A 12,017-nucleotide genomic window follows, 5' to 3' on the forward strand; every position below is an offset into this window, starting at 1 on the left:
TCTGGCTTCCCAGGCAAGGCTATTCGATTTTTCCCGCCTCCTCTCCTAAGTGATCAAAATGATCCACCTGAATAGCCTTGTCCACCGCATCTGCGGCCTCTCGCAATGCACCCGCTTCCTCATCGCTGATCAGGTTACGCTGTAACCCCTCCTCCACAGACTCGCGGCTAAGAGTGCGTATACCACCTTTCTTCAGTTTTTGCCGCGCGCGCTCAGAGGCGCACACCTTGTTGAAAGCCTGCTCAACAATATCAATTCCATCGCCGGGGTTACCGAGGAAGACACCACGAGTGAGGCGGTCCCGGGTTTTGGACGGGTTCAACAACAGTTCGGCACAGGCCCGTGCCTGACGGTCCGATGCGGTATGGATACTATGCCCCCAAGGCATGGTCAGGAAGTGCATCAACTGACCAAAAAATGGGCGCGGGAAATTGTGAAAAACCTCCAGGAGTTCAACTTCAATTTTGTACAGGCCATCGCGCATAGCGAACTCCAACAGCGGCAAATCATCCTTGGGGTTACCATCGTCATAGAAACGCTTGAGCGTGCAACTGAGCAAGTACAACTGACTAAGCACATCGCCAAGGCGGGAAGAAATCAGTTCTTTTCTTTTTAATTCCCCCCCCAGTGTCATCAGGGAGAATTCTGTCACTAGCGTAAGCACAGCGGAATAGCGATTAATTTGGCGGAAATACTTGGCTGCGCCGCCCACATTGCGAGGACTACTGGCAAAGAGCCCCACTGTCCACCCGTGGAATACGCCCCGAAACAAGGTCTTGATCTGGAACCACATATGCTTCGGGAGAAGGTTATCCAGTTGCTCCAGGCCCTCCTCTTCATCGGGATTTTCTGCCGCGAGCATTTCATCGAGTAGATACGGGTGACAGCGTATTGCCCCCTGACCAAAGATCATCAAGCTGCGAGTCAAGAGGTTGGCCCCCTCCACCGTAATCGCCACGGGCACCGCGCGATAGGCATTGCCCAGGTAATTCATCGGGCCGTCCATTATCGCCTTGCCCGCATGAATATCCATAGCATCATCGATCGCCTGGCGCAGTCCACCCGTAGCACTGGCTTTCATGATTGCGGTAATCACTGCCGGCTTGAGCCCATCATCCAGCGCCCTGGTGGTAGTTTTGTGAGCGCTATCGAGCACAAAGGCGATAGCGGCAATCTCTGCCAAACGCCGCTGAACCCCTTCGAAACGCCCCACGGGCATATTAAATTGCTCGCGAATACGCGCATAAGCACCAGTGGCCCTGGCCGCCATTTTCGCGCCGCCAGTGGAGAGTGAAGGTAGGGAAATACCCCGCCCCGCCGCCAGGGCGCTCATCAGCATTTCCCACCCCTTCCCGACATTGTCCTGGCCGCCGATAATCCACTCCATGGGAATAAAGACGTCCTTGCCCCAGTTGGGACCATTCTGGAACGACTGCATGGCGGGAAGGTGGCGCTGGCCGATAGTAACGCCCTCGGTATCAGTAGGTACCAAAGCCACTGTGATCCCCAGTTCCTCTTTATCACCGAGGATATGCTCTGGATCGTAGAGCTTGAAAGCGAGCCCCAATATAGTAGCCACTGGCCCCAGGGTGATGTAGCGCTTATGCCAATTAACACGCATACCCAGGACCTTCTCCCCTTTGTGCTCTCCATAGCAGACCTCACCGCGATCAATCATGGATGCGGCATCGGAGCCCGCCTGGGGGCTGGTGAGGGCAAAACAGGGAATATCAGTGCCATCGGCGAGCCTAGGCAAATAAAAATCCTTCTGCTCCTGGGTCCCGTGGGCTAGTAACAACTCCCCCGGTCCCAGCGAGTTGGGCACCATGACCGTCACCCCCACAGTGTTACTGCGTGTAGAAATTTTGGTGACAATTTCAGCATGCGCAGTAGGGGAAAAGCCGAGGCCGCCGTATTTTTTGGGGATAATGATGCCAAAGAAGCGGTTCTTGCGCAGAAAGGCCCAAACATGCTCAGGGATATCGTGATCGACAAAACTGATCTGCCAGTCGTTCACCATCTTACAGAGTTCTTCAGCGGGGCCATCCACGAAGGCCTGCTCCTCCTCATTCAGTTCCGGCGGGCCCATATCCAGCAGTTGCTTCCAGTCTGGCTTGCCCGAAAGTAGCTGGGCATCCCACCAAACTTCACCGGCCTCCATGGCCTCACGCTCAGTTTGAGAAATTGGCGGCAAAACCCTCTTAATAATGTTCAGAAGAGGTTTGGTAAAGAACTTCTTACGCAACTCGCTCATTTTTACCTTCTGTAGCTGCAGTATCGGCGAAATACCCTGCCATTTCCCACAGGCCATTGAGAGTTATCAAAACACAATGATAGGCAACGAATGGAATAAAAGAGCCGGCGCCCAGGAGATCCTATCGTTTAAACACCGATAAGATGTAATAGGCGCCACTTGTCGTCATATCCCTAAGAAAAACTACCTATATTTAAAAAAATGGAATGGACGCCGCCAGTGAAGATCAGGATCTATTGATGTAAAGCATTGAATTAGGATGCTCATATGAAGCTGACTCTAATGAATTCGGTTGTCGTTGTCGGCCTGCTATCACCCACCCTACTCTTCGCCAACCTGGCGGGAGAAGGCCCCCGCTTAGCCCCGGAAGACAGAATTACTCAAGGGCAGATAGTCGAGGGCGAGCTGACCCTGGATGAAATTCGCAAAGCTGGACTGCTTATCTTTAGCACCCCATTTAATCGCCAGGATGGTTATGGGGATGGCGAGCACGACAGCTCCGAGCCAGATAATAACTCGGCCGAGTCCGGCAACAGGCCAACCTTACAGGGCAATGGCACCTACCTGAGGGTAAATGGACTCGATTCTCAAAACTGCCTCGAGTGCCATAGCATCGTCAGCAACCGCACAGTGCCAGCCACCCTCGGTATTGGCGGCGGTGGTGGCTTTAGCACCAGTGCAATGCTTCGTCCGGTAAATATCGATGTGATTGACGAAGACTTCGATGGGACTGCCGAATATAACGGTCGCCTGATCAACCCCCTCTTTTTATTTGGTTCTGGGGGCATCGAATTAGTGGCTAGGGAAATGACCGAAGATCTTCAGCATCTCAAGCAGTATGCCCTGGACAACCCCGGAGTGATTGTCAACCTGGATACAAAATCCGTTAATTTTGGCACTATCGCTGCTGATGAGCATGGCAACCTGGACACCAGCAATGTTCAAGGTGTCGATGAAGACTTAGTCGTGCGACCTTTTGGCAGGAAAGGGGATAATGCCTCAGCCCGTGAGTTTGGTTTAAACGCCCTGGTCTTCCATATGGGGATGCAGGCGACGGAGAAGTTTGGTGGCGCGGATGCCGATTTTGATAAAGATGGCGTCACCAATGAAATCTCTGTCGGCGATCTCTCTGCACTCAGTATCTTTGTTGCGACTCTGGATCGCCCATTCCAAATAGAGTCCTCAAAAAACACTAACGGTTTCAGGTTATTCAATGAGATAGGCTGCGCCGACTGTCATCGTCCCGTTATGACGACGGAACGCAGAAAGTTACCTTTTAAACTAACCGGCTCCCCACACACTCCCTTCGAAGATACCTTCTATGAGGTGGACCTGAGCAAACCACCCACGATCTTCAAGTCCATTTTTGGGGCTGGAATTGAAGTCCAGATGTTCTCAGATCTCAAGCGACATGATATGGGTATAGCGCTGGCTGAAACAGCCTTCTTCCAGGATGAAGTGCAAAACAGGGAATTTATCACCGCGCGCTTATGGGGGGTTGCGGATACGGCGCCCTATATGCACGATGGCCGGGCACTCACCCTGGTTGAAGCTATTCTGCTGCACGATAATCCCGGTAGCGAAGCCGGTTATGCGGCCCAAAATTTCAACAACCTCAGTGACGATGACAAAAACAAAATTCTGTATTTTCTGATGTCTCTGAGAATGCCCAGAGATCCAGTCTCTGATTTAATCAATCGCTAGGAAGTGCCGCGAGGAAAATGCCTGTGGAGTCGCAAATTACCTGCGGGCATTTTCACTCGGTAAGTTCTTATTAAAAATTTATTTCACACTAAAGATTGTTGAGCAACAATGATACCGTTGTTGTCCCCATACAGATAATCGCCCGGGCGGAATGTCACCCCACCGAAAGTCACTGCCAGATCCCGTTCGCCGATCCCCTTTTTTTCAGTTTTCATGGGGTGTGTACCCAGGGCCTGGACTCCCAGATTCAAAGCTGAGATCTGGTCAACATCGCGGATACAGCCATACATCAAAATCCCCTCCCAACCATTGGCTACCGCTTTTTCGGCGAGCATATCTCCCAGGCATGCACGGCGCATAGAGCCCCCTGCATCGACTACCAAAACCTTGCCCTGCCCCGGCTCCGCCACTAGCTCACGGACCAGGGAATTATCCTCGAAGCATTTGATAGTTACGATTTGCCCGCCAAAACGCTCACGGCCACCATAATTAATAAACATAGGTTCGACTACTTGTACCGCATCGCCGTGGGCATCACACAAATCAGGTGTTGAAATTGACATAATCTCTCTCGCAAGCTTCCTTAAAAAAATTATGATAGCGGTACTGTTACTCTGGTGGCAGGCGGACAAAAAAATACCGGGTATCACCCCTATTGATAATACCCGGCTAAGGCTTCGCTGCTACAAAACTGTTTAGTGTGTGACGCGAACCGGAGTGCCTACACGCACATGTCGGTAAAACTTACTCGCCATATGCGGCGGCATGCGTACACAACCATGGGAGGCGGGATATCCGGGTACATGGCCCGAAGCGTGTAAGCCAATACCACCGTTGAAACGGATGTAATTATTCATTTTTGCACCGCGATATACCGTACCGGAAGGACGGCGATGCTTGCGGGTGTTTACATTGGACCTAACCACACGGCCCGTGCGTCTATCCACATAGCTACCGTAAATCGAAGAGCGATGATTTGGGTGTTTGGAGAGCACACGGAAATGCCCAGGCCGTGTGCTATAGCCTCGCTTGCCTGAGGATATTCGTGATACCCCGACCAACTTACCCCCCTTGTAGAGGTAGGCGCGCTGCTCACTCAAATCAATTCTGATCGATGGGCTCCCTCCGCGGGCTGCGGCTCGGTCATCAAACCAATTACCGCCTCGTGGCTTGGCCATTGCAGGGGGTACTGCGAGAAATGCCAGAAGGCACAACATCAGAAATATATGAAAAATCGGGACTTGTAACTGTCTGCTCGTATGCATAGCTCACCTCAACAATTTTTTCTGCTCTGCCAAAGTGGGCGGTAAGGAAAACAGCCGAACCGATACCACTTGAACTTCAACACCGAGGGAAATATCCCCAACAGGTGAATCAGCACCAAAGCAAATTGCGCGGAGTATTTTTGTTAATGCGCTGCCTCAGGACTCTTTGGATTCTATTGAGGCAGGCGTAAAAACTTAGAATGATTTCTTCTCTCGATGGGGAGCCATAGAGGTTTGAACTTTTTAGGTAGGGTGTGATGCACAAATATCACACACAAAAATGCAGGATAAATTTCGGGGTAATTGGGGAATGCCGCAACAGGGGTCTAAATTTCCAGCAAAGACGCATTGGCCCATGCAAAAAAAATTCTAGGAGGCCAGAGCAACCATGAGATAGGAAAGCGGCCCACTGGGGCCGCCTTTAGAGGAAAATTAGGCTTCTTCGTTCGCCAGGAATAGCCAGGTATCTACGGCCGTATCGGGATTCAGGGAAACACTATCGATCCCCTCGTCCATCAACCAGCGAGCAAAGTCTTTGTGGTCAGAGGGGCCCTGACCACAGATACCCACGTACTTACCCGCTTTCTTACAAGCCTGAATAGCGCGGGACAACAGTGCTTTCACAGCCGGATTGCGCTCGTCAAACAGGTCGGCCACCAGACCGGAATCCCGATCCAGGCCCAGAGTGAGCTGAGTCAGGTCATTGGAACCGATAGAAAAACCGTCAAAGTGCTGTAGGAATTCCTCAGCCAGAAGTGCGTTGGAGGGCAGCTCACACATCATGATGACCTTCAGGCCACCCTCTCCACGGCGAAGGCCGTTTTCGGCGAGCAGACCGACAACCTCTTCGGCCTCTTCCGGCGTGCGCACGAAGGGCACCATGATTTCCACATTGGTCAAGCCCATCTCATCACGCACTTTCTTCAGCGCGCGACATTCCAGAGCAAAGCACTGACGAAAATCTTCGGAGCGGTAACGAGCCGCACCGCGGAAACCGAGCATCGGGTTCTCTTCGCTGGGCTCGTACAACTGTCCGCCCACCAGGTGTGCGTACTCGTTGGACTTAAAGTCCGATAGACGCACGATCACGCGATTGGGGGCAAACGCTGCCGCGAGGGTAGCGATACCTTCCACCAGTTTCTCAACAATGAAGTCTTCCGGTGATGCGTAGCCACCGATGCGCTCGCGTATATTCTGCTGCAGGTCTTCCGGTAGCTTATCCAGATCCAGCAGGGCTTTGGGGTGGATGCCGATCATGCGGTTCAGAATAAACTCCAAACGCGCGAGGCCAACCCCCTGATTGGGCAGGTGGCTGAAGGCAAAAGCGCGATCCGGATTGCCCACATTGAGCATGATCTTGAAGGGCAGATCTGGCATTTCGGCGACTTCGGTCTCCTCACGCTGGAAATCCAGTTCTCCAGACATTACGAAACCGGTATCACCCTCAGCGCAGGACACCGTTACCGGAGTGCCGTTTTCCAGAAGTTCGGTGGCGTTTCCGCAACCAACCACTGCGGGAATTCCCAATTCACGGGCAATAATTGCCGCGTGACAGGTACGGCCGCCGCGATTGGTGACAATTGCGCTGGCCTTCTTTAGAACGGGCTCCCAGTCGGGGTCAGTCATATCGGTTACCAGGACTTCACCATCCTGCATCGCCGCCATATCTTCTACGGACTTCAACTTGCGCACACGGCCGGCACCGATACGCTGGCCGATTGCACGCCCCTCGCACAGCACCTCGCTGCGCTCTTGTAGGCTATAGCGTTCAATACTGGTACCCTGATCGCGAGAACGCACGGTTTCCGGACGCGCCTGTACGATAAACAGCTTGCCGGTGTCACCGTCTTTGGCCCACTCGATATCCATCGGGCGGCCGTAGTGCTCTTCGATCTTGCGCGCCTGCACAGCCAGACTGGTCAGCTCTTCATCATTGAGGGCAAAACGCTGACGGTCTTCTTCTGCAACTTCGACAGTTTTTACGGAGCGCCCGCACTCACCACTCTGGTCGTACACCATCTTGATGGCCTTGCTGCCGCGATTACGACGCAGAATAGCCGGACGGCCCGCATCCAGGGCGGGTTTGTAAAGGTAGAACTCATCGGGGTTCACCGCACCCTGAACGACCGTCTCTCCCAGACCAAAGGCCGCAGTGATAAAAATAACATCGCGGAACCCACTCTCGGTATCGAGGGTAAACATCACACCAGCGGCGCCGGTTTCACTACGCACCATGTGCTGGATGCCCGCAGACAGGGCCACGCCCACATCCGCATAACCGGTATGCACTCGGTAAGCGATAGCGCGGTCGTTGTAGAGGGAAGCAAACACTTCTTTCACAGCCTGTAGAACCGCATCGATTCCACGGATATTCAGGAAAGTTTCCTGCTGGCCGGCAAAAGAGGCATCGGGCAGGTCTTCCGCGGTTGCAGAGGAGCGCACCGCAACAGCGGTAGCACCGCCCCCCAGGGCCTCGTAACCTTCGCGGATTTCTTTTTCCAGCTGTGCGGGAAAGGGGGTCTGCAAGATCCAGTTACGGATCTCGTCACCAGCCTTCGCAAGCTCTGTAACATCGCCAACATCCAGCCCTTTCAGACGCTCGGCAATGCGCTGCTCCAACTGTTCGTGGACGAGGAATGCCCGGAAGGCATCCGCTGTGGTTGCAAAGCCGCCCGGTACACTCACACCAGCACCGGCCAGAGATGAGATCATCTCGCCGAGCGATGCGTTTTTACCGCCGACCTTATCGACATCGTCCATTCCCAGTTTTGCAAAGTCGATGGTGAAATTCGTCAAGTGAAGCCCCTCTGAAATCAGGTTTTGTTGGGCGCTGATTATAAGGATGAGTCTTGTAAAAAATAGCCCAGAAAAAATGGCCAATATGTTGTAAATTTTCTACAAAAAATGACAACCGCACGAAGGTAAGACCTTTTGGCCCGCCGCCCCTATACTAGCGGCCTCTCAGCAGCACCCGCCAACAGACAGAGAAAAAGCATGGCAAAAGATAAACGCACCGCCTTTTTTATTTCCGATGGAACCGGTCTCACCGTGGAGGCCATTGGCCACAGTCTGTTGGCGCAGTTTCAGGACCAGCATGTCGAGCAGGTGACCCTGCCCTATATCGACTCCAGCGAAAAAGTCCAGCAGGCACTCCAGCGTATAGAGCGGACCGCGCAGGAATCGGGCCTTCAGCCCATTATTATTACCAGTATCGTTTCCGACCGGATTCGTGATCAGCTGCACCAAAGCTCTGCCCTGATGCTGGATGTATTTGAGAACTACCTGACACCCCTGGCCAATTTATTTGGGTGTGATCCCACCCAAACCGTCAACGCCTCCCACGGTATCGCCGACAACCGGCGCTACAGCGAGCGTATCGATGCGGTGCACTTTGCTATCGATAATGACGATGGCCGCCGTATCAGCGAATTCGAACAGGCCGATGTGATATTACTCGGCGTTTCCCGCTCCGGTAAAACCCCCACCTGCCTATACCTTGCCCTGCAGTTTGGCCTGCGTGCGGCCAACTATCCCATCACCGAAGAGGATATGGACTCCACCACTCTACCGAAGATACTGCGCCCCTATCATCGCAAACTGTTCGGTCTCACCATTGATCCGAAACGATTGATGCAGATTCGACAGGAAAGGCGCGCCAACAGCCGCTACGCTTCTAAAGAACAGTGCGAATTTGAGGTACGACAGGTCGAACAGATGCTGAGGCGGGCTCAGGTGCCCTTCCTCAATGCTACCCAGCTTTCCGTGGAGGAGCTCGCCACCCGCCTAATGTCCCAGGCAGGTATCGAGCGAAGAATTGACTAAGGATTGACTAAAGGGCCACGCGCCCTTTTCACACCGCGTCAAAATGTGTAGTGTGCGCCGTCTTCCAGACTGCCGTGTTTTGATATGCAAATAGTCTCCCTACCCTACTCACTCAACTCAGCAGCAGCTTTCCAGGCGGTAGCGGATCTACCCGCACCAGTCTGGCTCGATAGCGGCCGCCCACTCAGCAGTGGCGGGCGCTACGACATAATCAGCGCCGACCCCCTCAGCACCCTGGCGTTGACCGCTAACAGTCCAGAGCCCTTCTCCCAACTGGATGATCTAACCTGCGAGCTCTGCCCGCAGGAACGGGATTCTCAGCTTCCCTTTTGTGGTGGGGTCATTGGTTTTGCAGGCTATGAGTTGGGCGGAGAAGGTAACTACCTGTCAGCCGACACCCGCGCGACAGATCTGCCCGCGGGTTTCTTTGGCCTCTACAGCTGGGCATTTATCGCCGACCACCAACTGGGCAGTAGCCATCTGGTGTTCCATCCGGCCTGTCCGCCCCGGCAAGTTCGAGAACTTATCGACCGTTTTAAAGCGGTGCAGTGGGAGCGTTCGCTGACACCTAAGGCTTTTCGCCTGTTGGCCCCGTTTGCCCACGAACTCGACGCAAGAGACTACCGGAAGCGTATCGAGCGCATCCTCGAATACATTGCGGCTGGGGATGTGTACCAGGCAAACTTCACTCAGCGCTTCAGCGCGCCCTATGAGGGGGACCTTTTTAGTGTTTACCTCGCGCTGCGCCAGCGGGTTGCGGGCCCCTTTTCTGCTTATATGGAACTGCCCCAAGGCAGCCTCTTGAGCTTATCGCCAGAGCGCTTTATCCGCGCCGATGGCGACAGCTTGCGCACCGAGCCCATTAAAGGCACCGCTGCCCGGGTATCCGATCCAATAGAAGACCAGCGCGCCGCATTTACTTTGCAGAAAAGCCCAAAAGATCGCGCGGAAAACCTGATGATTGTCGACCTGCTTCGCAATGACTTCAGCAAACTGTGCCGCAGTGGCAGCGTGCGGGTGCCTGAACTATTTCAACTGGCCAGCTTTGCCAATGTTCACCACCTGGTGAGTGTCGTGACCGGCGAGATACACGGGGACGCCTCCTACAGTGATCTCCTAGCGGCCTGTTTTCCCGGTGGCTCAATTACCGGGGCCCCCAAGCGCCGTTCGATGGAAGTGATCCGCGAATTGGAGAGCAGCCCCAGGGGTATTTATTGTGGCAGTATCGGTTATATCAGCAGCTGCGGCCGCGCCGACACCAATATCGCCATTCGCACGTTCAGTGCCAGTAACGGCCGTATGACCTGCGCAGCGGGAGGCGGTATCGTCGCCGACTCCGACCCCGCGGCAGAATACAACGAGTGCCTGGCCAAAGTACGCCTGCTGCTGGAAACTGCCGAGCAATTCCTGCACTGATCAACTCACTCGCCGGAATCTATCTTCAAGTTACCTTTCTGGCGGGCATTTCTGTAGTCTCACTACAGCTTTTTAGTTATAGATCTATCTAGGATTGATATTTCAAAGTTATTAGGCCATCTGATAGATTCAATGCCACTAGTGCCGATCTCGGCACTTATTTGGATCAAGGAATTTATCGTGAAGATCACACTGGTCAAAAAAGTACTCGCCGATGGCTCCCCCTGCGCCAAGTGCCGCGACGTGCAGGAAAAGCTGGAAGAAAACGCTCAGCTCAAGTTTATCGACCAGACCCTGATAGCCGATGTGCGCGACCCGCAAAGTGCCGGTATGCAAGTTGCGCAACAGTTTGATGTGCAGCGAGCGCCGTTTTTTGTGGTTGAGCGTGAAGGGCAGGAAGCGGAAATTTATACTGTCTACTTCAAATTCGCCAAAGAAGTTTTGCGGCCACTGGCACAGCAAGTAGAGGCTTCATAGCCTCTACCCGCCGGCCCACCTCAATAAACAGGCAGCTCTGTTTCAGCGAATAGCGCATCCACCTCCGCTCTGGAATTCGCGTGTGCAGCCTGATCTACCAGCTCTCGGGTGAGGTGCGGGGCAAACTGCTGGATAAATTCGTACATAAAGCCACGCAGAAAAATTCCCTTACGGAAGCCAATCTTGGTCACACTGGGCTCAAAGAGATTGCTGGCATCGAGCGCCACCAGATCTTCATCCTCGCCATCCACCGCCATATCCGCCACGATACCTATACCGAGCCCCAGACGAACATAGGTTTTAATGACGTCCGCGTCTGCCGCGGTAAACACCACTTTTGGTGAGAGCCCCCTTTCCAGGAAAGCCTCATCCAGTTTTGAGCGGCCAGTAAAACCGAACACGTAAGTTACAATCGGGTATTTCGCGACCTCTTCCAGGTCCAGTTTACTGACATGACAGAGGGGATGATCCTTCGGTACCAGCACGCAGCGATTCCAGCGATAGACCGGCATCATCACCAGGTCACTGAAAAGCTCCAGCGCCTCAGTGGCGATAGCAAAATCCGCAGTGCCATCCGCCGCCATTTCCGAGATTTGCATGGGCGTCCCCTGATGCATATGCAGGGATACATCCGGGTAGCGAGACATAAATAACTTGATCACCGGCGGCAGTGCATAGCGCGCCTGGGTATGGGTGGTGGCAACCGCGAGACTACCTTTTTTATCGTTGCTAAACTCCTGCGCGACCTGCTTGATGTTTTCCACCTTGCGCATAATTTCGCCAGCGGTCTTAAGAATGGCTTCACCGGCGGGCGTCACACGAGTGAGATGTTTGCCACTGCGGGCAAAGATTTCTACTCCCAGCTCATCCTCAAGCAGCCGAATTTGCTTGCTGATACCCGGCTGAGAGGTATAGAGGCTCTGCGCAGTAGCAGAAACGTTGAGATCGTGATGTGCCACTTCCCAGATATATCGCAACTGCTGCAGCTTCATAAGTCCTCCCTTTAGTATCAATCACCCCGCCTCAGGACGAGTGCAACTCTGACAGATAAATTGTTAGTTATAAAAAACATCTTGAGT

The 12,017-nt window shown here is 53.5% G+C and carries 9 protein-coding genes; 4 read left to right on the forward strand and 5 right to left on the reverse strand.

The annotated features are described in order from the left end of the window. Positions 1-19: 19 nt before the first annotated feature. Complete coding sequence (locus ACCI51_RS07915) at positions 20-2,254, reverse strand: acyl-CoA dehydrogenase (protein WP_299581083.1); 2,235 nt, start codon at positions 2,252-2,254, stop codon at positions 20-22. A gap of 267 nt (positions 2,255-2,521) precedes the next feature. Here ACCI51_RS07915 and ACCI51_RS07920 point away from each other — a divergent pair, with 267 nt between their 5' ends. Then, a complete protein-coding gene (locus ACCI51_RS07920) occupies positions 2,522-3,958 on the forward strand; it encodes a di-heme oxidoredictase family protein (RefSeq protein WP_299581080.1) in 1,437 nt (478 codons plus the stop codon). Positions 3,959-4,041: 83 nt separating this feature from the next. Here ACCI51_RS07920 and rraA read toward each other — a convergent pair whose 3' ends face one another. The 3 genes from rraA to ppsA all read right to left on the reverse strand — a co-directional run bounded on the left by rraA (position 4,042) and on the right by ppsA (position 8,019). Continuing rightward, complete coding sequence (rraA, locus tag ACCI51_RS07925; protein ID WP_299581077.1) at positions 4,042-4,521, reverse strand: ribonuclease E activity regulator RraA; 480 nt, start codon at positions 4,519-4,521, stop codon at positions 4,042-4,044. Positions 4,522-4,653: 132 nt separating this feature from the next. Further along, on the reverse strand, positions 4,654-5,136 hold the full coding sequence (locus ACCI51_RS07930; protein WP_299581074.1) for a L,D-transpeptidase: 483 nt from the start codon (positions 5,134-5,136) through the stop codon (positions 4,654-4,656). 519 nt (positions 5,137-5,655) lie between these two features. Then, positions 5,656-8,019 (reverse strand): phosphoenolpyruvate synthase, encoded by a 2,364-nt coding sequence (ppsA, locus tag ACCI51_RS07935; protein WP_371843216.1) that lies wholly within the window; start codon positions 8,017-8,019, stop codon positions 5,656-5,658. Between the two features lie 198 nt (positions 8,020-8,217). On the opposite strand from ppsA, the gene ppsR reads away from it, so the two are divergent. From ppsR to ACCI51_RS07950, 3 genes are all read left to right on the forward strand, one after another. Next, positions 8,218-9,045, forward strand: a complete 828-nt coding sequence (gene ppsR, locus ACCI51_RS07940; protein WP_299581068.1) for a posphoenolpyruvate synthetase regulatory kinase/phosphorylase PpsR — start codon at positions 8,218-8,220, stop codon at positions 9,043-9,045. A gap of 84 nt (positions 9,046-9,129) precedes the next feature. Continuing rightward, positions 9,130-10,461 (forward strand): aminodeoxychorismate synthase component I, encoded by a 1,332-nt coding sequence (gene pabB / locus ACCI51_RS07945; protein ID WP_371843217.1) that lies wholly within the window; start codon positions 9,130-9,132, stop codon positions 10,459-10,461. A gap of 180 nt (positions 10,462-10,641) precedes the next feature. After that, positions 10,642-10,938 carry a hypothetical protein gene (locus tag ACCI51_RS07950; protein WP_299581064.1) on the forward strand — a complete coding sequence of 99 codons (297 nt, stop codon included), beginning with the start codon at positions 10,642-10,644 and terminating at the stop codon, positions 10,936-10,938. A gap of 20 nt (positions 10,939-10,958) precedes the next feature. On the opposite strand, the gene cysB is transcribed toward ACCI51_RS07950, so the two are convergent. Continuing rightward, the gene (cysB, locus tag ACCI51_RS07955; protein WP_299581061.1) at positions 10,959-11,930 is read right to left on the reverse strand and encodes an HTH-type transcriptional regulator CysB; all 972 of its coding nucleotides are present in this window, start codon (positions 11,928-11,930) and stop codon (positions 10,959-10,961) included. Between the last annotated feature and the right edge of the window lie 87 nt (positions 11,931-12,017).

The organism is Microbulbifer echini, assembly GCF_041447225.1.
Classification (GTDB): Bacteria; Pseudomonadota; Gammaproteobacteria; order Pseudomonadales; family Cellvibrionaceae; genus Microbulbifer; species Microbulbifer echini.

Excerpts from the sequence above, each read along its gene's own strand:
- ACCI51_RS07915 (WP_299581083.1), bottom strand. The coding sequence starts at position 2,254 with ATGAGCGAGTTGCGTAAGAAGTTCTTTACCAAACCTCTTCTGAACATT.
- ACCI51_RS07920 (WP_299581080.1), top strand. The coding sequence starts at position 2,522 with ATGAAGCTGACTCTAATGAATTCGGTTGTCGTTGTCGGCCTGCTATCA.
- rraA (WP_299581077.1), bottom strand. The coding sequence starts at position 4,521 with ATGTCAATTTCAACACCTGATTTGTGTGATGCCCACGGCGATGCGGTA.
- ACCI51_RS07930 (WP_299581074.1), bottom strand. The coding sequence starts at position 5,136 with ATGGCCAAGCCACGAGGCGGTAATTGGTTTGATGACCGAGCCGCAGCC.
- ppsR (WP_299581068.1), top strand. The coding sequence starts at position 8,218 with ATGGCAAAAGATAAACGCACCGCCTTTTTTATTTCCGATGGAACCGGT.
- pabB (WP_371843217.1), top strand. The coding sequence starts at position 9,130 with ATGCAAATAGTCTCCCTACCCTACTCACTCAACTCAGCAGCAGCTTTC.
- cysB (WP_299581061.1), bottom strand. The coding sequence starts at position 11,930 with ATGAAGCTGCAGCAGTTGCGATATATCTGGGAAGTGGCACATCACGAT.